Source organism: Variovorax sp. Soil_C_39, from assembly GCF_057656815.1.
On record NZ_JBDGJQ010000002.1, the window covers coordinates 224,854 to 243,360 of the forward strand.

Annotated in this window: 24 protein-coding genes; 16 read left to right on the plus strand and 8 right to left on the minus strand. The window is 68.5% G+C overall.

Translation table 11 applies throughout. From position 1 onward, the window contains the following. Positions 1–7: 7 nt before the first annotated feature. From hflC to AC3A6J_RS05095, 5 genes are all read left to right on the plus strand, one after another. A complete protein-coding gene (gene hflC, locus AC3A6J_RS05075) occupies positions 8–910 on the plus strand; it encodes a protease modulator HflC (RefSeq protein WP_487858823.1) in 903 nt (300 codons plus the stop codon). Positions 911–926: 16 nt separating this feature from the next. Further along, positions 927–1,112 carry a DUF2065 domain-containing protein gene (locus AC3A6J_RS05080; protein WP_487858824.1) on the plus strand — a complete coding sequence of 62 codons (186 nt, stop codon included), beginning with the start codon at positions 927–929 and terminating at the stop codon, positions 1,110–1,112. A gap of 64 nt (positions 1,113–1,176) precedes the next feature. Beyond that, positions 1,177–2,337 carry an ATP phosphoribosyltransferase regulatory subunit gene (locus AC3A6J_RS05085; protein WP_487858825.1) on the plus strand — a complete coding sequence of 387 codons (1,161 nt, stop codon included), beginning with the start codon at positions 1,177–1,179 and terminating at the stop codon, positions 2,335–2,337. A 23-nt stretch (positions 2,338–2,360) separates the two neighbouring features. Further along, positions 2,361–3,692 (plus strand): adenylosuccinate synthase, encoded by a 1,332-nt coding sequence (locus tag AC3A6J_RS05090; RefSeq protein WP_487858826.1) that lies wholly within the window; start codon positions 2,361–2,363, stop codon positions 3,690–3,692. 17 nt (positions 3,693–3,709) lie between these two features. Then, on the plus strand, positions 3,710–4,234 hold the full coding sequence (locus tag AC3A6J_RS05095; protein WP_487858827.1) for a phosphoribosyltransferase: 525 nt from the start codon (positions 3,710–3,712) through the stop codon (positions 4,232–4,234). A gap of 7 nt (positions 4,235–4,241) precedes the next feature. Here AC3A6J_RS05095 and AC3A6J_RS05100 read toward each other — a convergent pair whose 3' ends face one another. Both AC3A6J_RS05100 and AC3A6J_RS05105 read right to left on the minus strand, forming a co-directional pair. Further along, positions 4,242–4,679, minus strand: coding sequence for a VOC family protein (locus tag AC3A6J_RS05100; RefSeq protein WP_487858828.1), 438 nt, complete (start codon positions 4,677–4,679; stop codon positions 4,242–4,244). 88 nt (positions 4,680–4,767) lie between these two features. After that, positions 4,768–5,631, minus strand: coding sequence for a helix-turn-helix domain-containing protein (locus tag AC3A6J_RS05105; RefSeq protein WP_487858829.1), 864 nt, complete (start codon positions 5,629–5,631; stop codon positions 4,768–4,770). 41 nt (positions 5,632–5,672) lie between these two features. On the opposite strand from AC3A6J_RS05105, the gene AC3A6J_RS05110 reads away from it, so the two are divergent. Beyond that, complete coding sequence (locus tag AC3A6J_RS05110) at positions 5,673–6,866, plus strand: PLP-dependent transferase (protein WP_487858830.1); 1,194 nt, start codon at positions 5,673–5,675, stop codon at positions 6,864–6,866. 141 nt (positions 6,867–7,007) lie between these two features. Beyond that, positions 7,008–7,211, plus strand: coding sequence for a hypothetical protein (locus AC3A6J_RS05115; protein ID WP_487858831.1), 204 nt, complete (start codon positions 7,008–7,010; stop codon positions 7,209–7,211). An 88-nt stretch (positions 7,212–7,299) separates the two neighbouring features. Here the strand turns inward: AC3A6J_RS05115 and AC3A6J_RS05120 are convergent, their stop codons facing one another. Then, on the minus strand, positions 7,300–7,983 hold the full coding sequence (locus AC3A6J_RS05120) for an arylesterase (protein ID WP_487858832.1): 684 nt from the start codon (positions 7,981–7,983) through the stop codon (positions 7,300–7,302). On the opposite strand from AC3A6J_RS05120, the gene AC3A6J_RS05125 reads away from it, so the two are divergent. The 4 genes from AC3A6J_RS05125 to rlmB all read left to right on the plus strand — a co-directional run bounded on the left by AC3A6J_RS05125 (position 7,982) and on the right by rlmB (position 11,045). Next, positions 7,982–8,695, plus strand: a complete 714-nt coding sequence (locus AC3A6J_RS05125; protein ID WP_487858833.1) for an ABC transporter ATP-binding protein — start codon at positions 7,982–7,984, stop codon at positions 8,693–8,695. The two genes, AC3A6J_RS05120 and AC3A6J_RS05125, sit on opposite strands and share 2 nt — an antisense overlap. Before the next feature lie 70 nt (positions 8,696–8,765). Beyond that, positions 8,766–9,242 carry a ribosomal protein L7/L12 gene (locus tag AC3A6J_RS05130; RefSeq protein WP_487858834.1) on the plus strand — a complete coding sequence of 159 codons (477 nt, stop codon included), beginning with the start codon at positions 8,766–8,768 and terminating at the stop codon, positions 9,240–9,242. Positions 9,243–9,263: 21 nt separating this feature from the next. Next, positions 9,264–10,256, plus strand: a complete 993-nt coding sequence (locus AC3A6J_RS05135) for a hypothetical protein (RefSeq protein WP_487858835.1) — start codon at positions 9,264–9,266, stop codon at positions 10,254–10,256. Between the two features lie 42 nt (positions 10,257–10,298). After that, positions 10,299–11,045, plus strand: a complete 747-nt coding sequence (gene rlmB, locus AC3A6J_RS05140) for a 23S rRNA (guanosine(2251)-2'-O)-methyltransferase RlmB (RefSeq protein WP_487858836.1) — start codon at positions 10,299–10,301, stop codon at positions 11,043–11,045. Between the two features lie 6 nt (positions 11,046–11,051). Here the strand turns inward: rlmB and AC3A6J_RS05145 are convergent, their stop codons facing one another. From AC3A6J_RS05145 to AC3A6J_RS05160, 4 genes are all read right to left on the minus strand, one after another. Then, on the minus strand, positions 11,052–11,222 hold the full coding sequence (locus AC3A6J_RS05145; protein ID WP_487858837.1) for a hypothetical protein: 171 nt from the start codon (positions 11,220–11,222) through the stop codon (positions 11,052–11,054). A gap of 93 nt (positions 11,223–11,315) precedes the next feature. After that, positions 11,316–12,290, minus strand: a complete 975-nt coding sequence (locus tag AC3A6J_RS05150) for an aldo/keto reductase (RefSeq protein WP_487858838.1) — start codon at positions 12,288–12,290, stop codon at positions 11,316–11,318. A 39-nt stretch (positions 12,291–12,329) separates the two neighbouring features. Continuing rightward, a complete protein-coding gene (locus AC3A6J_RS05155) occupies positions 12,330–12,929 on the minus strand; it encodes a chromate transporter (protein WP_487858839.1) in 600 nt (199 codons plus the stop codon). Next, positions 12,926–13,522, minus strand: coding sequence for a chromate transporter (locus tag AC3A6J_RS05160; protein WP_487858840.1), 597 nt, complete (start codon positions 13,520–13,522; stop codon positions 12,926–12,928). The genes AC3A6J_RS05155 and AC3A6J_RS05160 overlap by 4 nt, the downstream gene beginning before the upstream one ends. Positions 13,523–13,612: 90 nt before the next feature. Between AC3A6J_RS05160 and AC3A6J_RS05165 the strand changes: the two genes are divergently transcribed. Next, a complete protein-coding gene (locus AC3A6J_RS05165; protein WP_487859342.1) occupies positions 13,613–14,512 on the plus strand; it encodes a YihY/virulence factor BrkB family protein in 900 nt (299 codons plus the stop codon). Here the strand turns inward: AC3A6J_RS05165 and AC3A6J_RS05170 are convergent. After that, positions 14,509–15,063 carry a DUF924 family protein gene (locus AC3A6J_RS05170; RefSeq protein ID WP_487858841.1) on the minus strand — a complete coding sequence of 185 codons (555 nt, stop codon included), beginning with the start codon at positions 15,061–15,063 and terminating at the stop codon, positions 14,509–14,511. The two genes, AC3A6J_RS05165 and AC3A6J_RS05170, sit on opposite strands and share 4 nt — an antisense overlap. Positions 15,064–15,168: 105 nt before the next feature. On the opposite strand from AC3A6J_RS05170, the gene AC3A6J_RS05175 reads away from it, so the two are divergent. The 4 genes from AC3A6J_RS05175 (at position 15,169) to AC3A6J_RS05190 (ending at position 18,504) form a co-directional block, all read left to right on the plus strand. Beyond that, positions 15,169–15,618 (plus strand): CHRD domain-containing protein, encoded by a 450-nt coding sequence (locus AC3A6J_RS05175; RefSeq protein WP_487858842.1) that lies wholly within the window; start codon positions 15,169–15,171, stop codon positions 15,616–15,618. Positions 15,619–15,670: 52 nt separating this feature from the next. Beyond that, entirely contained in the window at positions 15,671–16,891 is a 1,221-nt protein-coding gene (locus tag AC3A6J_RS05180) for a patatin-like phospholipase family protein (RefSeq protein WP_487858843.1), read from the plus strand. Between the two features lie 85 nt (positions 16,892–16,976). Then, positions 16,977–17,984, plus strand: coding sequence for a tripartite tricarboxylate transporter substrate binding protein (locus AC3A6J_RS05185; protein WP_487858844.1), 1,008 nt, complete (start codon positions 16,977–16,979; stop codon positions 17,982–17,984). A 46-nt stretch (positions 17,985–18,030) separates the two neighbouring features. Further along, the gene (locus AC3A6J_RS05190; RefSeq protein ID WP_487858845.1) at positions 18,031–18,504 is read left to right on the plus strand and encodes a tripartite tricarboxylate transporter TctB family protein; all 474 of its coding nucleotides are present in this window, start codon (positions 18,031–18,033) and stop codon (positions 18,502–18,504) included. Positions 18,505–18,507: the final 3 nt, after the last annotated feature.

The window sequence follows — 18,507 nt, forward strand, 5'->3', positions numbered from 1 at the left end:
GAAGAACATGAACAGAATCGGATTCATCGCCTCGTCGTTCCTCGTGCTGCTGTTGCTGCTGAGCTCCACGCTCTTCGTGGTCGACCAGCGGCAATTCGGCGTGGTGTACGCGCTCGGCGAGATCAAGCAGGTCATCACCGAGCCCGGCCTCAACTTCAAGATGCCGCCGCCGTTCCAGAACGTGTCTTACATCGACAAGCGCCTGCTCACGCTCTCGAGCCTCGAGACCGAGCCGATGCTCACGGCCGAGAAGCAGCGCGTGGTGATCGATTGGTACGTGCGCTGGCGCATCACCGACCCGCAGGCCTACATCCGCAATGTGGGGCTCGACGAAAACGCGGGCGCGATGCAACTCAACCGCGTGGTGCGCAATGCCTTCCAGGAAAACATCAACAAGCGCACCGTGCGCGACCTGATTTCGTCGCGCCGCGAAGAACTCATGACCGACGTGCAGCGCGAGGTGCTGGCCGTGGTGAAGGGCGCCAAGCCCTGGGGCGTGGACGTGGTGGACGTGCGCATCACGCGCGTCGACTATGTCGAGGCCATCACCGAGTCGGTCTACCGCCGCATGGAGGCCGAGCGCAAGCGCGTGGCCAACGAGTTGCGCTCGACCGGCTACGCAGAGGGCGAAAAGATCCGCGCCGACGCCGATCGCCAGCGCGAAGTGACCGTGGCCAATGCCTACCGCGACGCGCAGAAGATCAAGGGTGAGGGCGATGCGCAGGCGGCCGCGATCTACAGCGATGCGTTCGGCCGCGATCCCCAGTTCGCGCAGTTCTACCGCAGCCTCGAGGCCTACAAGCAGAGCTTCAACAAGAAGAGCGACGTGATGGTGGTCGACCCGTCGTCCGACTTCTTCCGCGCCATGCAGAGCGCCGGCACGCCGGCAGGCAACGCGCCGCGCCGCTGATCCGGCGTCCCGGGTCGTGAGCGCCGAGACGTTCTGGAGCGCGCTGGCGCTGGTGCTGGTGATCGAGGGCATCCTGCCCCTCGTTTCACCGGGCGGTTGGCGCCGCGGCTTCGGACAGCTCATGCAGTTGCGCGACGGCCAGCTGCGCTTCTTCGGTCTCTGCAGCATCCTGCTCGGAGTCGTTCTGCTCCTGATTTTCTAGGGCTTGTGGCCGGGCCCCGGCGCCGCCCCGGTAGAATCCCGGTTTAACCACGCCCCCGATCCTCATGTCCGCCTGGGTCCTCCCGGATCACATTGCCGATGTGCTGCCCTCCGAGGCGCGCCACATCGAAGAACTTCGACGCCAGCTGCTCGATACCGCCCGTGGCTATGGCTACGAGCTGGTGATGCCGCCGCTGCTCGAGCATCTCGAGTCGCTGCTGTCGGGCACCGGCGAGGCGCTCGACCTCCAGACCTTCAAGCTCGTCGACCAGCTGTCGGGCCGCAGCATGGGCCTTCGGGCCGACACCACGCCCCAGGTGGCGCGCATCGATGCCCACCTGCTCAATCGCGAAGGCGTGGCGCGACTGTGCTACTGCGGACCGGTCCTGCACACGCGGCCCGATCGTCCGCATGCCACGCGCGAGCCGCTGCAGTTCGGTGCCGAGATCTACGGCCATGCCGCCCTCGAGGCCGACACCGAGATCCTGCTGCTGGCGCTCGACTGCCTGCAGGCTTCGGGCCTGGACGACGGCCTCATCGTCGACCTGGCCGATGCACGCATCGTGCGCGCGCTGTTCGCAGGCGTGCCTGTGGATGGCGCTGCGCTGGCGCGCGTGCATGCGGCGCTGGTCGCCAAGGACGCGAGCGAGCTGCATGCGCTCACGCGCGATTTCCCGGCCGCCTCGCGCGACGGACTGCGCGCGCTGGTCCACCTGTACGGGGACGCCGCCGTGCTCGACGAGGCCGCAAAGGCGCTCAAGGCCATCCCCGAGGTCGATGCGGCGCTGGCCGGGCTGCGGCAGCTGGCCGCCAGCCTGAACGGCCATACCGGCCGGCAGATCAGTTTCGACCTGGCCGACCTGCGCGGCTATGCGTACTACAGCGGCATGCGCTTCGGCATCTACGCGCCCGGCGCAGCCGATGCGCTGGTGCGCGGCGGGCGCTACGACGAGGTCGGCGCCGTGTTCGGCCGCAACCGACCCGCCGTGGGCTTCAGCCTCGACGTGCGCGAACTGGTCGGTGTGCTGCCGGCACGGCCGCTGCGCGCCGCGATCCGTGCGCCCTGGAGCGACGCGGCCGGCCTGCACGAGGCCATCGCCGGCCTGCGCCGCGCCGGCGAGGTCGTGGTCTGCGTGCTGCCGGGCCACAGCAGCGAAATCGATGAATTCCATTGCGACCGCGAGCTCGTCGAGCAAGCGGGGCAGTGGCGGGTAGTAGCCATCTGAATCTTTGAAGTAATGGAACGAGCATGAGCGTAACCACCGGAAGAAACGTGGTCGTCGTCGGCACCCAATGGGGCGACGAGGGCAAGGGTAAGCTGGTCGACTGGCTGACGGAAAGCGCCCAGGGCGTGGTCCGCTTCCAGGGCGGCCACAACGCGGGCCACACGCTGGTCATCAACGGCGTGAAGACGGCGCTGCACCTGATCCCGAGCGGCATCATGCGTCCGGGCGTCAAGTGCTACATCGGCAACGGCGTGGTGCTTTCTGCCGCCAAGCTGTTCGAGGAGATCGAAGGGCTCGAGAAGGTCGGCGTCGAGGTGCGTTCGCGCCTGCGCATCAGCGAGGCCTGCCCGCTGATCCTGCCGTTCCATGCCGCGCTCGACATCGCACGCGAGACCTACCGCGAAAAGGGTGGCGTCGAGAAGATCGGCACCACCGGCCGCGGCATCGGCCCGGCCTACGAGGACAAGATCGCACGCCGCGCGCTGCGCGTACAGGACCTGAAGCATCCCGAGCGCTTCGCCACCAAGCTGCGCGTGCTGCTCGACTTGCACAACCACGTGCTGACGCAGGTGCTGGGCGCACCCGCGGTCGACTTCGACGAGGTGTTCGACGAGGCGATGCGCCACGCGGTGCTGCTCAAGCCGATGATGGCCGACGTCTCCCGCGAGCTGAACGACGCGAACAAGGCCGGCGCCAACCTGCTGTTCGAAGGTGCGCAGGGCACGCTGCTCGACGTGGACCACGGCACCTACCCGTACGTCACGTCGAGCAACTGCGTCGCGGGCAACGCGGCCGCGGGTTCGGGCGTCGGCCCGGGCATGCTGCACTACATCCTCGGCATCACGAAGGCCTATTGCACGCGCGTTGGCGGCGGTCCGTTCCCGACCGAACTCGACTGGGCCACGCCGGGCACGCCGGGCTACCACATGAGCACCGTGGGCGCCGAAAAGGGCGTGACCACGGGCCGCAGCCGTCGTTGCGGCTGGTTCGATGCCGCGCTGCTCAAGCGCTCGGCCCAGGTCAACGGCCTGTCGGGCCTTTGCATCACCAAGCTCGACGTGCTCGACGGACTCGAGAAGCTCGAGCTGTGCACCGGCTACGAACTCGACGGCGAGAAGACCGACATCCTGCCGATGGGCGCGGACGAGATCGAGCGCTGCACGCCGATCTACGAGACGCTCGAAGGCTGGAGCGAAAGCACCGTGGGCGTCACGCAGTTCGACAAGCTGCCGGTCAATGCGCGGCTCTACCTGCAGCGCATCGAGCAGATCACCGGCGTGCCGATCCACATGGTTTCGACCAGCCCGGATCGCGACCACACCATCATGATGCGTCACCCCTACCTGGCCGACTGAAGAGGAACCCAAGAATCATGTTGACCGAAGACGGCAAGCATCTCTACGTCAGCTACGACGAGTACCACAACCTGATCGAGAAGCTCGCGATCAAGGTGCACCAGTCGGGCTGGGAGTTCGACACCATCCTCTGTCTTGCGCGCGGGGGCATGCGCCCGGGCGACGTGCTGTCGCGCATCTTCGACAAGCCGCTGGCCATCATGTCGACGAGCTCCTACCGCGCCGACGCCGGCACGGTGCAGGGCCACCTCGACATCGCCCGCTTCATCACCACGCCCAAGGGCGAGATCGCGGGACGGGTGCTGCTGGTCGACGACCTGGCCGACTCGGGCCACACGCTGCATGCGGTGATGGACATGCTGCGCAACAACTACAAGCCGATCACCGAACTACGCAGCGCGGTGCTCTGGACCAAGGCCTTGTCGACCTTCACGCCCGACTACTCGGTCGAGTACCTCGCGACCAACCCCTGGATTCATCAGCCTTTCGAAGGCTACGACTCGCTCGGCCCCGAGAAGCTGCTCGAGAAGTGGTCGGTCTGAGCGTTCTCTAGAACATGGCGGTGTAGCGCCGCTGCATCTCTTCGGGCGTGAGCTTCTCGATGCTGTGGCCCACGTTCCAGCGATGGCCGAAGGGGTCGCGAAACACGCCCGAGCGCTCGCCATAGAACTGGTCCTGCGGCGCCATGTCGAGCGTGGCGCCGGCCGCGACCGCGCGCGCCACCACGGCATCGGCGTCGTCCACGTGCAGGTGCAGCGTCACGGCGCTGCCGCCCAGCGTCTTCGCGCTGCGGATGTTGTATTCGGCGAACTCGTCCGAGATCATCAGGATCGCGCCATTGTGGAAGTCGAGTTCGGCATGGCCGATGCGGCCGCTGGGTTCTGTGAGCCGGAAGATCTCCTTGACTTCGAAGGCCTCGCAATAGAAGTCGATGGCCGCTGCGGCATTGTCGACACAGAGGTACGGAAAGAGTTCGTGGATCGCCATGGCATGTTCCGTTCGGGTGATGGGATCGACGATTCTGGCCGCTGCCGCATGCGCCGTCTTGAACGAAATTGACCTGCCCTGCAGGCGCTCAGATTCGCACATGCCGCGACGACACCGGCGCCGCGCGCCGGTATGCCTCTGGCCCGATGCCGGCGGTCGCGAGAAATTCTCGGCTGAAATGCGACTGATCGCTGTATCCGGCATCCAGTGCCAGCGCCACCCATGGCTGGGCAGGGTCCTGCGCGAACCGATCGATGACCCGATTGAAGCGCAGCATCCGCGCGTACTGCTTGGGTGCCATGCCTGCCATGCCGCGAAACAGCGCGATGAAGCGTCGATGGCTGTAGCCGCTTTGCTGCACCAGGTCGCGGATGGCGCGCGGTTGCGTGCCGGACAGGCCGGCCAGTGCATAAGCTACCGCCGGGTGCAGGCCTGGCAGGGCAGAAGCGGACAGGCGCGCACGCAGCAGGGCATCGAGGATGGCAAGCTGGCGCGCCAGCGAATCGGCGCCGTGCAGTTGCTCGAGTGCGAAACTGGCGTCCGAGCCCCAGAGCGCGTCGAGCGGCGTGTGGCATTCAGCGAGCGCGTCCTCGGGGACGCCGAGCAGTGCCCGGGCGGCACCCGGTTGAAGCATCACGCCGACCGAGCGGGTCTCGACCGACACGTCGCGCACGAAAAAAGCGGAACGGGCCCCGCCCACCATGGCGTAGCCGACGGTGTAGCCGTGCGCATCCGCCTCGTTGCGGAACAGGCGCAGCGGAGGGCCGTCGAGACGGAACACCAGGTGCATGCACCCGGTCGGCAGCACGTGCTCGCGTGCGCCCGGCTGCTCGGCCACGGCGGCGGGAGCCGAGGCCCACATCAGCCGCACGCAATGTTGCAGGCCTGGCGAGGGGCGTGCCGTCAGCATGCGCGATGCCGCGGGTTCGATCGAAAACACGCTGTTGCCCATCGGCGCATTGTGCGGCGGAATGCCGCGCTAGCATCGGGGCCATGAGCAGGCCCTCCACGACCCTGATCCACCATCCCTACGCGCCGCCCGCCAGCTTTGCCGCGCCGCAGCCCGGCATCTACAAGGCCTCGACCGTGTTCTTCGCCGACGTGGCTGCGATGCGGGCGCGCGACTGGAAGACCAAGGCCGGCTACACCTATGGCCTGCATGGCACGCCGACCACCTTCACGCTCGAGGAGCGGCTCGCGACGCTCGAGGGCGGCACCGAAACCCTGCTGGTCCCGAGCGGCCTCGCGGCCATCACGCTGGTGGCTTTCGCCTTCCTCAAGAGCGGCGACGAGGTGCTGATCCCCGACAACGCCTATGGGCCCAACAAGGCGCTCGCCACCGGCGAACTCGCGAATTTCGGCATCACGCACCGCCTTTACGACGCGATGGACCCGGCCGACCTGGCGGCCAAGCTTTCCGAGCGGACCCGGCTGGTCTGGGTCGAGGCGGCGGGCTCGGTGACGATGGAATTCCCCGACCTGCCGGCGCTCGTGGGTGCCTGCCGCGCGCGTGGCGTGCTCACCGCGCTCGACAACACCTGGGGCGCGGGCCTGGCCTTTGCGCCCTTCGATCTCGGCGCCAGCGGGCAGGGCGTGGACATCTCGGTGCATGCGCTCACCAAATACCCGAGCGGCGGCGGCGACGTGCTCATGGGCAGCGTGACCACGCGCGACGAGCGGCTGCACCGCGCGCTCAAGCTCACGCACATGCGCCTGGGCTTCGGCGTGGGCGTGGGCGACGTCGAGACGCTGCTGCGCTCGCTGCCGAGCGTTGGCCTGCGCTACGCCGCGCACGACCGCGCCGCGCGCGAGCTGGCACGCTGGCTGGCCGACCGCGCCGAGATCGCCCAGGTGCTGCATCCGGCGCTCGAAGGATCGCCGGGCCATGCGAACTGGCGTGCGCTGTGCGGCGCTTCCGACCTCGCCGCCGGACTGTTCTCCGTCGTGTTCGACGCACGCTTCAGCAACGAGCAGGTCGACCGTTTCTGCGACAGCCTGGCGCTGTTCAGGCTCGGCTATTCGTGGGGCGGGCCGATCAGCCTCGTGGTGCCGTACGACATCGGCCTGATGCGCGACGCCAGCGTGGCACGCTGGCCGCACAAGGGCACGCTCGTGCGCTTCTCGGTCGGGCTCGAGGACGTCGAGGACCTGCGCGCCGACCTGGCGCAGGCGCTGGCGAAGATGTAGGCTGGCGCGGGCTCCAGCCGGCTTTGCAAGGTGTGTTCGAGTTCGAAACACCGGCCCGCCGGGTGTCTTGAGTCGGCCGCGATATCGCTTACAGTAGGCTACGCGCAGTCACTTTGACTGCCTTCGCCTCAAGGAGATGCAGTGGCAACACCAAATTACGGCTACGAAAAGCGCCAGAAAGAGCTGGCCAAGAAGAAAAAGAAGGAAGAGAAGCTCCGCGAAAAGGCGAATCGCAAGCTCTCTCCCAGCAGTGAAGGGCTGGCACCCGGCGATCCGGAGACCGACGTGGCCTCGCTCGAACGCGATCCTCCCACGATCCCCGAGCTGCCCACCAAGAACGGCTGACCCGTTGCGTCACCCCCGCCCTAAAAGCCGCCGCTGGCCCGTGCCCGCGGCGGTTTTTTTTGGGCTGCGCCGCGTCCGCCGGGCCGGGCTACTTCGATGCGAGCAGCAGCTTGCGCAGTTCGGGCCAGACGTTGTCGAGCAGTTGCGGCTGCGCCGTGGCGTTGGGGTGGATGCGGTCGGCCTGGAACAGCGCGAGCGCGTCGGGGGCATCGGCCACGTCCTTGAGCAGGAAGGGCACCAGCGGCGACTGGGTCGCGCTGGCCACCTTGCCGAACACCGCCTCGAAGCGGCGCGTGTAGTCGCCGCCGTAGTTCGGCGGCACCTGGATGCCGACGATCAGCACCTTGGCGCCGGCCGCCTGCGCGGCCTTGGTGATGTGCAGCAGGTTGTCTTCGGTGCTTTGCAGCGGCAGGCCGCGCAGCGCATCGTTGGCGCCAAGCTCGAGCACCACATGCGTCGGCTTGTGCTGCGCCAGCAGCGGCGCGAAGCGGGCGCGCCCGCCCGAGGTGGTGTCGCCGCTGATGCTCGCATTGACCAGCGTGGCGGCGATCTTCTGTTCGGCCAGCCGCTTCTCGAGCAGGGGCACCCAGCCCTCGCCGCGCTTGAGGCCGTACTCGGCGGAGAGCGAATCGCCGAGCACCAGGATCACCGGCTTGCGAGCGGCTGCGGTGCGCGCGGGCTGGGCCTGCGCCACGGTCCAAGTCCCTGCGCTGCCGACGGCGCCGGCGGTCAAGATAAAGTCACGTCGATTCAAAACGAAAAGCCTTTCCATGTCCCAACCCCCGTCTGATGCCATTGTCGCCGTCGAGCATGTGTTCAAGTCCGTCACGGATTCGACCGGCACGCTGGATATTCTGCAGGACATCGATTTCACCCTGGGCGTGCGGGAGACCGCCGCCATCGTGGGCGCGTCGGGTTCCGGCAAGAGCACGCTGCTGTCGATCATCGCCGGGCTCGACACACCGACCCGCGGCACGGTCCGGCTCGCGGGCGACGACATCTTCGCCATCGACGAGGACGAGCGCGCCGCGCTGCGCGCCCAGCGCGTGGGCTTCGTGTTTCAGAGCTTCCAGCTGCTCGGCAACCTGAGCGCACTCGAAAACGTCATGCTGCCGCTCGAGCTGGCCGACCGCAAGGATGCACGCAAGGCGGCCACCGAAATGCTCGGTCGCGTCGGCCTCGGCCAGCGGCTGGGCCACTATCCCAAGGTGCTGTCGGGCGGCGAGCAGCAGCGCGTCGCACTGGCCCGGGCCTTCGTCGTGCAGCCGGCGCTGCTGCTGGCCGACGAGCCTACCGGCAGCCTCGACTTCGCGACCGGCGAGCAGGTCATGCGCCTGATGTTCGACCTCAACCGCGAGCTCGGCACAACGCTGGTGCTCGTCACCCACGACCGCGGCATCGCGGCCCAGTGCGAGCGCCGCATCACCATCGAGGCCGGCCGCGTGAGCCACAACGAAAAGACCGCCGACGCCGGCAGGCTCTGATGAGCCCCCGCGGCGCGGTGCAGGGTGGCCGCGCGCACGACGACAACGATAACGACAAGAGGAGATTTCCATGACGGACGAACTTCCCCCCGAAGCGCGGCTTGCGCTGGAGCGCGGCAACATCATCGAGGCGATCAAGGTCGTGCGCGACCGCACAGGCCTGGGCCTCAAGGAGTCCAAGGACCTCGTCGAGCGTCATGCCGGCCACATGCCTGCCGATTCGCAGGCGCCGGCCGGCGGATTCAGCGGGCCCATGGGCGGCGGCCCGCCGGCCGTTCCGGCCGCAGCCGCTGCGGCCCTGGCCCAAGGCCGCAAGGTCGATGCGGTGAAGATCGTGCGCGAGGCCACCGGTCTCGGTCTGGCCGAGACGCTGAAGCTCATCGAAGGCCACCTGAAGGGACAGCGGGGCGGTGCGGGTGCGCCCGGCGGCGCCTTCGATCCGATGGCCGAACCGGGGCGCGTTGCTTCGGGTGGCGGCAAGGTCTGGCTGGTGATCGTCATCGCGCTTGCGGTGCTGGCCGTGGGCTTTCTCTTCGCGGGCGCCTGAAGAAGCCGTGAACGGGTCGCGATGATCGTTCCGCAGTTCTGGGCCGAAGGCCGCATCCAGCAGATCGTCGACGGCAAGCAGCTCACCGTGCGCCGCTTCGGCTGGTCCGACGACAGCCCGCTGGCCGCGCAGGCCCATGCCGACGAACGCACGCGCGAGGCCTTCGAGCGCATCGCCGCTGGCGAGACGCTCGAGCGCCGCGAACGCAAGCGCGCCTACAACGGTGCCAACGGCATGCCGATTCGCGAGCAGATCCTCGAACGCCATGGCGAGGACATCGTCACGCGCAACGGCTATGGCGCGCGCTGCCTCAACACGCCCGACGTGCTGTTCGTCGACGTCGACTTCGAGGCGCCGCAGCCGGGCGGCGCGCGCGGGTTCACAGTGATCGGCGCGGCGCTGATCGGCGTGCTGGTCACAGGCTTCGCGTCGGGCTCGTGGATCGCTGCGGCGGCAGCGGGTATGGCGATCGCCGCGATCGGCTTCTGGCGCCTGCGCGCCGAGGGCCTGCGCGCCAGCGAGCCGAAGGGCGATGAAGGCGATCCGCTCGCTGCGGCGCGGGCGCGCATCGATCGCTTCATCCACCAGCATCCGCAATGGCACCTGCGGCTCTACCGCACGCCGTCGGGGCTGCGGGCGCTCGCCATGCACGACGTCTTTGCGCCGTCGGACCATGCGGTCACCGACGTCTTCCAGACACTGGGTGCCGACAAGGTCTATGCGCGCATGTGCCGCAATCAGAACTGCTTTCGCGCCCGGCTGACCGCGAAGCCGTGGCGCATCGGCATCGGCGAGCACATGCGCCCGCAGCCGGGCGTCTGGCCCGTGGCGCCGGACAAGCGCGCACTGCGCGACGCCTGGGTCGCACGCTACGAGCAGGTGGCCGAACGCTATGCGGCCTGCGCGTACATCGAGAGCGTGGGCAGCGTTGCGCAGGCGCATCCGCGCGCACTCGCGGTGCAGCAGCTGCACGATGCGCTCACGCGCGCCGACAGCGGCATGCCGATTGCCTGAGGCACGCGCGCGGGGTCGCCGGGCGGCAGGGATAATCGGGGCATGTCTTCTCCCAAAGTGATCTTCGGCTTCCATGCCGTGGGCGTGCGCATCAAGACCGCGCCGAAATCGGTGCTCGAAGTGATGTTCGACGCCAGCCGGCGCGATGCGCGCATGAAGCAGTTCATCGCGCGCGCCCAGGAGGCCGGCGTGCGGCTCGTCGAGGCCGACGGCCTGCGGCTCGCCAAGCTCAGCGGCAGCCATGGCCACCAGGGCGTGGTGGCGCGGGTCGACCCCGTGGCGCAGGTCCGCTCTCTCGACGAGCTGCTCGAAGGGCTCGAAGAGGCCGGTACCGTGCCGCTGCTGCTGGTGCTCGACGGCGTGACAGATCCGCACAACCTCGGCGCCTGCCTGCGCGTGGCCGACGGCGCGGGCGCGCATGCGGTCATTGCACCCAAGGACCATGCGGCAGGCATCAATGCCACCGTGGCCAAGGTCGCGAGCGGCGCGGCGGAGACCGTGCCATATTTCATGGTGACCAATCTCGCGCGCACGCTCAACGAGCTCAAGGAACGCAGCATCTGGTGCGTCGGCACGAGCGACGATGCGCCCGGGACGCTCTACCAGAGTGATTTCAAAAGGCCGCTCGCGCTGGTGCTGGGTGCCGAGGGCGAGGGCATGCGCCAGCTCACGCGCAAGACCTGCGACGAGCTGGTCAGCATCCCGATGGCCGGTGCCGTCGAGAGCCTGAACGTCTCGGTGGCGAGTGGGGTTTGCCTCTACGAGGCGCTGCGGCAACGCAGCGCCTGAGCCCCGTCAGGACGGGTCTTTGCTGCGCGTGCGCGCCACGGCGCTGAAGATGCCGATTCCGAGCAGGATCAGCGCGCCGATGCCGATGTAGAGCGTTGGCACGCCGGCGACCGATGCGCCCCAGGCGATACCGCCGAGGAAGATCAAAAAGCCGACCATGTAGAGCGCGAAAGACATGCTTGTTTCCCCGAAAGCTTTGATTCCTCGCAGTATCCCGATGCGCGCCGCGGCCTGACCCGGCCGTCGTCGCCAGTCGGTGTGGGAACTTGCCTACTGATGAGCTTCGGTGGTCTCGGCGCTGGCCCGGTCCAGCATCTCGATGGTGCCGGCATCGAGCTTGAGCTGCGTCGCGACCACCAGTTCTTCCAGTTGCGCGATCGAGGTCGCGCTCGCGATCGGCGCCGTGATCGAAGGCCGCGCGATCTGCCAGGCGATAGCTACCTGTCCCGGCTTGGCGTTGTACTGCTGCGCCACCTTGTCGAGCGCCTCCAGGATGCGAAGGCCGCGCGGATTCAGGTACTTCTGCGTGGTGCTGGCACCGCGCGCGCTCTTGGCGGCATCGGCCTCGGTGCGGTACTTGCCCGTCAGGAAGCCGGCCGCGAGGGCGTAGAAATTGACCACGCCGATCTCGCGCTGCACGCACAGCGGCTCGAGCGCATCCTCGAACGCCGCGCGGCCATAGAGGTTGTAGAGCGGCTGCAGGCTTTCGTAGCGCGCGATGCCGAGCCGCTCCGACACGTCGAGTGCCTCGGCCAGCCGCGGTGCCGTGTAGTTCGAGGCGCCGATGGCGCGTACCTTGCCCTCCTTGATGAGCGCGTCGAAGGCGCCGAGCGTGTCTTCGAGCGGCGTCGCGGCATCGTCGTCGTGCGACTGGTACAGGTCGATGTAGTCGGTCTGCAGGCGCTGGAGCGAGGCTTCCACGGCCTCGCGGATATAGGCTGGCGAGAGGCCCGACTTGCCGTCGCCCATCGGCTTGCCGACCTTGGTGGCCAGCACCACGCGGCTGCGCTTGCCGCTCTGGCGGAGCCACTTGCCGATGATGGTTTCCGATTCGCCGCCGGTGTGGCCCGGCACCCAGCGCGAATAGACGTCGGCGGTGTCGACCAGGTTGAAGCCGGCCTCGACCCAGGCATCAAGCAACTTGAACGAAGCCGCCTCGTCGACCGTCCAGCCGAACACGTTGCCGCCGAAGGCGAGCGGCGAAACCAGGAGGCCGGAGCGGCCGAGCGAGCGGAGTTGCGTCATGGGTGTGTTCCTGAAGAAGAAGGCAGAAAGCGATGAAGATCAGACGAAGCCTACGGCACCGAGCAGCGCACCTGCACCGAGCAGCCACAGCAGGTGGACGCGCGTGCGCCAGACGATGAGCGCGGCCACCGCGGTCAGCAGCCACAGGTGCCACGCGGGCGCGCCGCCGGCCGGGTTGCCGGCCGCCAGCACCCAGCCGGTGGCAATCAGCAGGCCCACCACCACCGGCGCCATGCCCTGCTTGAAGGCCCGCACGCCGCGCCGCTCGCGGTTGCGGTGGCCCCAGCGCGTGGCCAGGTAGGTCAGCGTGGTGCTCGGCAGCATGATGCCCACCATGGTGACCGTCAGCCCGAACAGCCCTAGCAGCCAGGCGAACGGGCCGGCGCCGATGCCGCCGCCAGCATTGAGCCCGACGTTCCAACCCATCAGCGCGACGAAGAGCACGTTGGGCCCCGGCGCCGCCTGTGCGATCGCCACCGAGGAGCTGAACTGCGCGTCGGTGAGCCAGCCGTGCTGCGTGACGAGGTAGCGGTGCATGTCGGGCACCGTGGTGATCGCGCCGCTGATCGACAGCAGCGACAGCAGCAGGTATTGGCCGAAGAGCGCGAGCCAGTCGTGCCATTGCATCGCGATCGTCATGCGGCGATCTTTCGCCAGGTCCAGGCGCATGCCACGCCGCCCACCGCCAGAAGCACCCAGCCGAGCGGAATCTTGAGCAGGGCGATGGCGCCGAACACCACCGCCACGAAGCCCAGGCAGGCGCCGAAGCCGAGCGGATGCCTGCGCAGCTGCGGAATCAGCTTGATGCCGGTGGCGGCGATCAGCCCGCCCGAGACCGCGCCCATGCCGCGCAACGCGCCGGCGACCTGCGGGTTGGCCGCATAGTGCGCGTAGAGCACGGCCAGCACCAGAATCACCACGAGCGGCACCGCGAGCATGCCGGCCACTGCGGCCACCGCGCCGCGCAGGCCGAAGTAGCGGTCGCCGATCATCAGCGCGAGGTTGATCACGTTCGGCCCCGGCATGACCTGGGCCACGGCCCAGTCCTCGAGGAACTGCTCGGGCGTGAGCCAGCGCTTCTTCTCGACCATCTCGCGCTGCACGATGGCGAGCACGCCACCGAATCCCTGCAGCGCCAGCCAGGTGAAGGAAACGAAAAGGTCGCGTGGCGACTGCGGTTGCGCAGGGGATGCGGGTGGTGGCGGCGCCGCGCCGGAGGGGGACGGATGCATGTGAATGGGATTATCGTAGCCCTGCCTGCAGGCTGCTGGGGAGCGGACTGACAGGCGTCGACAACTCACCCAGGGAGAATCACCAAGATGATGCCAATCCGCGCACTTTTCGATCTTTGCAAGCAGGCCTTCGCGTCGTGGTCGAACGACTATGCGCCGAGCATGGGCGCCGCGCTCGCCTACTACACCGTGTTCTCAATAGCACCGCTGCTCCTGATCGTCATTTCGGTGGCAGGACTGGTGTTCGGCGAGGAGGCCGCGCGCGGCGAGATCTTCGCGCAGCTCGCGGGGCTCATGGGCGAGCAGGGCGCCGCCGCAGTGCAGGGCATGCTGCAAGCCGTGAACAAGCCGACCGAAGGCGTGGTGGCCACCGTGCTGGGCATCGGCCTGCTGGTGGTCGGCGCGACCACCGTGTTCGGCGAACTGCAGGACGCGCTCGACCGCATCTGGCGTGCGCCCGCGCGGGCCAAGAGCTCGGGCCTGTTCAACCTGGTGCGCGTGCGGCTGCTGTCGTTCAGCATGATCATGGGCATCGGCTTCCTGCTCATCGTGTCGCTGGTCGCGAGCGCGGCGCTGGCCGCGCTGAGCAAGTGGTGGTCGCCGGTGTTCGGCGCCTGGGCCACGCTGGCGCAGGCGGTGAACTTCGCGTTCAGCTTCGCGATGGTGACAGTGATCTTCGCGATGATCTACAAGATCATGCCGAGGGCGAAGGTGCAGTGGCGCGACGTCTGGGTCGGGGCCGCGGCCACCGCCATGCTGTTCACGATCGGCAAGCACCTCATCGGCCTCTACATCGGCAAGAGCAGCGTCGCCTCGGGCTACGGCGCGGCGGGTTCGCTGGTGGTGGTGCTGGTGTGGGTGTATTACTCGGCGCAGATCTTCCTTCTCGGGGCCGAGTTCACCTGGGTCTATGCCAAGACCTACGGATCGCGCCGCCACGACAAGGCCGACGCGCCTGCCAGCGCGTCGCCGAGCCGCTCGGGCACCTAACCTGCGAAGCCGCCTTCGTCGAGGAAGCGCTGCTCTTCGGACGTGCTTTCGCGCCCGAGCATGCGGTTGCGGTGCGGAAAGCGGCCGAAGCGCTCGATGATGTCGCGGTGCAGCACCGCGAAACGCTGCGTGTTCGCATCGAGCGCGGCATTGAGCTCGACCGAGCGCGCCTGGTCCGCGGGCGACTCCGAATGCATGAACGGCAGGTAGATGAAGCGCCTGAGCGCGTCGTCGACCGCGCGATCGAAGCCGTCGTCGATGGCCCGGCGCGCGACGTCGAGCGCCTTGTCGTCGGTGGCCACCATGCGCGCCTCGCCGCGCCAGGTGTTGCGCGGAAACTGGTCGAGCAGCACCAGCAGCGCGAGCGCGCCTTCGGCATCGTGCAGCCAGCCATCGAGCTGTCCGGCGGCGGCCGCTTCATGGGCGGCGAGGAAGCGTTCGCGGAATGCGGCATCGAAGGCCGCATCCTTGGCGAACCAGCGTTCGGGCCCCGCATCGCGCCAGAAGTCGACGATGTCGCGGGCCGAGGGGAGGGAGGCAGAAGGGTTCATGGCCGCATTCTCCTTCGGTTGAAAAAGTCGCGGTGGTGGCCGACATGCGCTCGTGGCGGCGCTGCCTATGCTGTAGCGGTTTTCATCATTCCAGGAGATCGACACATGAACCGATATGGCACCCTTTTGCGCGCGACCCTCGTTGCCGGCGTGGCCAGTGCCGCCTTGGCGGGCTGCGGAATGATGTCGCGGTCGAACGTCGCGAGCTTCAGCGGCACGATGAATGCCGCCAGCGAAGTGCCGCCCAACATGACGCGCGGCAGCGGCCTGGCCGAGGCCTGGCTCAACCGGGACACCAACGTCCTGAAATACAAGATCACCTACACCGGCCTCAGCGGGCCGGCCACTGCAGCGCACTTCCACGGACCGGCCACCGCCGGCGCCAACGCCGGCGTGGTGCTGCCCTTTGCCAATGCGGCCAGCCCGATCGAGGGCCAGGCCACGCTCACGCCGGCGCAGGCCGCCGACCTGATCGCGGGCAAGTGGTACGCCAACATCCACACCGCCGCCAACCCGGCCGGCGAGATCCGCGGGCAGATGCTGCCCAAGATGTAGCAGCGCCCGCAAGGCTCGGCTGCGGCGCCGGCGCTGGTGTCCAATGCACCGCATGACCTCCCGCAAGCCGAAGCCCCGCACCACCGCTCGCCAGCCCGTCATCGATCCGTTCCGCGGCCGCCGCGAGGACATGCGCGCCGCGCGCAAGGCGCTGGTGCTGCAGGGCGGCGGCGCGCTCGGCGCCTACCAGGCCGGCGTGTACGCCGCGCTGAGCGAGACCGACCTGCAGCCGCACTGGATCGCCGGCGTCTCGATCGGCGCCATCAACGCGGCGCTGATTGCCGGCAATGCGCCGGACCGCCGCGTCGAGCGGCTGCGCGAGTTCTGGCACCTGGTGTCGTCCGGTCCCGCGCAGCGCCTGCCGCCGTGGCTCGGCGACCGCGCCACGCAGAACCAGTGGAGCGCGGCGATGGCCGTGCTGGTGGGCATTCCCGGCTTCTTCGAACCGCGCTATTCGCCTTCGCTGCTGCTGGGCGCCGCGGCGCCGCTGCTGAGCTACTACGACACCGCGCCGCTGCGGCAAACGCTCGAGCGCCTGGTGGACTTCGACCGCATCAACGCGCGCGAAGCGCGCTTCAGCGTGGGCGCGGTCGACGTGCGCACCGGCAACTCGGTCTACTTCGACAACACGCGCCATCGCATCGGCCCCGAGCACATCATGGCGAGCGGCGCGCTGCCGCCGGGCTTCGCGCCGGTGTGCATCGACGGCGAGCACTACTGGGACGGCGGCATCGTCTCGAACACGCCGCTGCAGTACGTGCTCGACGTGCATCCGCGCGCCGAGCCGCTGGTGGTGCTGCAGGTCGACCTGTTCAGCGCGCGCGGCGAAATACCGCGAACGCTCTCGGGCGTGCTGGAGCGGCAGAAGGACATCACCTACTCCAGCCGCACCCGCATGAACACCGATGCACTGGCGGCCAACGTGAACCTGCAGCAGGCGATCGCGGACCTGATCGCCAGGCTGCCTGCGCACCTGCGCGACGATCCCTCGGTGCGCGCGGTGCAGGCCGGGCTCACGCACGAGCCGATCGACATCTTCCACCTGATCTACCGCGACAAGCCCTACGAGCGCGAGTCGAAGGACTACGAGTTCTCGCGCGCCGCGGTCGAGGAGCACTGGGAGGCCGGCGTGCGTGACATGCGCCGCACGCTCGCGCACCCCGAGACGCTGCGCAGCGATGCCACGGTCAACGGCGTGACCACTTTCGACTTCTGCGAGCCAGGCGTCGAACGCGTCAAGCGGCCCGGCCTGGTGCGCACAAGGGATGGTTGACCCTAATGTCTCCGGCGGGCGAAACGTGAGAAAACCGGTTTCCGTTCAATCGTCATACCAATGACCTCGATAGGAGACAACCGCCATGCGTGCCCGTCCAGCCCGTTTCTTCTCCCGACGCTCCTTCGTGACCCATGCCGCCGGCGTCGCCGCGGGGCTCGCCCTGTTTGCCGCGGCGGCCCCCGCGGCCGCCCAGGCCTACCCGAGCCGCCCGGTCACGCTGATCGTGCCCTGGGGCGCGGGCGGCGGCACCGATGCCACGGCGCGCATCATCGCGAGCCTGCTTGAAAAGGAGCTCGGCCAGCCCTTCGCGGTGGTGAACCGCACCGGCGGCAACGGCGTGGTGGGCCATGCGGCCATCGCCGCGGCAGCACCCGACGGCTACACCATCGGCATGGCCACGGTCGAGATCGGCATGATGCATTGGCAGGGCCTCACGCAGCTGACGAGCGCCTCGTACACGCCCATCGGCCTGGCCAACCTCGACCCCGCCGGCATCCAGGTCGGTGCCGATGCGCCATACAAGACGGTGGCCGACCTGCTCACCGCCATCAAGGCCAACCCGGGCAAGCTGAAAGCCTCGGGCACGGGGCAGGGCGGCATCTGGCACCTCGCGATCGCGGGGCTGCTGCGCGACCAGAAGATCGACCCCGCGGCGGTGCCCTGGGTGCCGAGCAACGGCGCCGCGCCGGGCCTGCAGGACGTGGTGGCGGGCGGCGTCGCGATCGCACCGGTGTCGCTGCCCGAGGCGCGTTCGCTGATCGATGCCGGCAAGGTCAAGAGCCTCGCGATCATGAGCGACAAGCCCTCGGCGCTGTACCCCAACGTGCCCACACTCAAGTCGGCCATCGGCAGCGACTGGTCGATGGCGGCGTGGCGCGGCATCGTCGCGCCCAAGGGCCTGCCCAACGACGTGCGCGACAAGCTCGCGGCCGCGCTCAAGAAGGTGGTGGCCAGCAAGGACTACACCGACTTCATGGCCTCGCGCGGCTTCGGCGTGATCTATGCCGGGCCCGACGAGTTTGCCGCCTACATGGCGAAATCCGATGCCGAACTCGGCGCGACGATGAAGGCAGTGGGCATCGTCAAGTGAGCGCCCTGCGCAGCGTGGCCGCGCCGGGCACGGGGGCCCTGGCGCGATGAAGTTCAACGATGCCGTCTTCGGACTGGTCCTGCTCGTGCTCGGCGGGCTGGTGCTCGCTGTGGTGCGGGGCTTTCCCGGCATGGCGGGCCAGCAGTTCGGGCCCGCGCTCTTTCCGGGGCTGATCGCCGCGGGGCTGTGCGTCTGCGGTGCGCTTCTGCTGGCGAAGGGCTGGCGCGAGCGCCGGACCGTCGCCTGGGTGCGGCTCGGCGCTTGGACGGCCTCGCCGCGCCATGTGCTCGCGGTGGCGCTGGTCATCGGCGCCGTGCTGTTCTACATGCTGCTGTCCGAGCGCGTCGGCTTCCTGCCGATCGCCGCGATCCTGCTGCTCGCGTTGATGCTGGTCATGCGAGTGCCGCCAGCGCGTGCGCTGCTGATCGCCGTCGTCGCGGCGCTCGTGATCCACACCGTGTTCTACAAGCTGCTGCGCGTTCCTCTGCCCTGGGGCGTGCTGATGCCGATCGCCTGGTAACCA

Excerpts from the sequence above, each read along its gene's own strand:
- AC3A6J_RS05105 (WP_487858829.1), bottom strand. The coding sequence starts at position 5,631 with ATGGGCAACAGCGTGTTTTCGATCGAACCCGCGGCATCGCGCATGCTG.
- AC3A6J_RS05175 (WP_487858842.1), top strand. The coding sequence starts at position 15,169 with ATGAACCGATATGGCACCCTTTTGCGCGCGACCCTCGTTGCCGGCGTG.
- AC3A6J_RS05125 (WP_487858833.1), top strand. The coding sequence starts at position 7,982 with ATGTCCCAACCCCCGTCTGATGCCATTGTCGCCGTCGAGCATGTGTTC.
- AC3A6J_RS05155 (WP_487858839.1), bottom strand. The coding sequence starts at position 12,929 with ATGACGATCGCGATGCAATGGCACGACTGGCTCGCGCTCTTCGGCCAA.
- AC3A6J_RS05100 (WP_487858828.1), bottom strand. The coding sequence starts at position 4,679 with ATGGCGATCCACGAACTCTTTCCGTACCTCTGTGTCGACAATGCCGCA.
- AC3A6J_RS05150 (WP_487858838.1), bottom strand. The coding sequence starts at position 12,290 with ATGACGCAACTCCGCTCGCTCGGCCGCTCCGGCCTCCTGGTTTCGCCG.
- AC3A6J_RS05130 (WP_487858834.1), top strand. The coding sequence starts at position 8,766 with ATGACGGACGAACTTCCCCCCGAAGCGCGGCTTGCGCTGGAGCGCGGC.
- AC3A6J_RS05180 (WP_487858843.1), top strand. The coding sequence starts at position 15,671 with ATGACCTCCCGCAAGCCGAAGCCCCGCACCACCGCTCGCCAGCCCGTC.
- AC3A6J_RS05190 (WP_487858845.1), top strand. The coding sequence starts at position 18,031 with ATGAAGTTCAACGATGCCGTCTTCGGACTGGTCCTGCTCGTGCTCGGC.
- AC3A6J_RS05170 (WP_487858841.1), bottom strand. The coding sequence starts at position 15,063 with ATGAACCCTTCTGCCTCCCTCCCCTCGGCCCGCGACATCGTCGACTTC.
- rlmB (WP_487858836.1), top strand. The coding sequence starts at position 10,299 with ATGTCTTCTCCCAAAGTGATCTTCGGCTTCCATGCCGTGGGCGTGCGC.
- AC3A6J_RS05145 (WP_487858837.1), bottom strand. The coding sequence starts at position 11,222 with ATGTCTTTCGCGCTCTACATGGTCGGCTTTTTGATCTTCCTCGGCGGT.
- AC3A6J_RS05095 (WP_487858827.1), top strand. The coding sequence starts at position 3,710 with ATGTTGACCGAAGACGGCAAGCATCTCTACGTCAGCTACGACGAGTAC.
- AC3A6J_RS05185 (WP_487858844.1), top strand. The coding sequence starts at position 16,977 with ATGCGTGCCCGTCCAGCCCGTTTCTTCTCCCGACGCTCCTTCGTGACC.
- AC3A6J_RS05165 (WP_487859342.1), top strand. The coding sequence starts at position 13,613 with ATGCCAATCCGCGCACTTTTCGATCTTTGCAAGCAGGCCTTCGCGTCG.
- hflC (WP_487858823.1), top strand. The coding sequence starts at position 8 with ATGAACAGAATCGGATTCATCGCCTCGTCGTTCCTCGTGCTGCTGTTG.
- AC3A6J_RS05090 (WP_487858826.1), top strand. The coding sequence starts at position 2,361 with ATGAGCGTAACCACCGGAAGAAACGTGGTCGTCGTCGGCACCCAATGG.
- AC3A6J_RS05135 (WP_487858835.1), top strand. The coding sequence starts at position 9,264 with ATGATCGTTCCGCAGTTCTGGGCCGAAGGCCGCATCCAGCAGATCGTC.
- AC3A6J_RS05110 (WP_487858830.1), top strand. The coding sequence starts at position 5,673 with ATGAGCAGGCCCTCCACGACCCTGATCCACCATCCCTACGCGCCGCCC.
- AC3A6J_RS05085 (WP_487858825.1), top strand. The coding sequence starts at position 1,177 with ATGTCCGCCTGGGTCCTCCCGGATCACATTGCCGATGTGCTGCCCTCC.
- AC3A6J_RS05120 (WP_487858832.1), bottom strand. The coding sequence starts at position 7,983 with ATGGAAAGGCTTTTCGTTTTGAATCGACGTGACTTTATCTTGACCGCC.
- AC3A6J_RS05160 (WP_487858840.1), bottom strand. The coding sequence starts at position 13,522 with ATGCATCCGTCCCCCTCCGGCGCGGCGCCGCCACCACCCGCATCCCCT.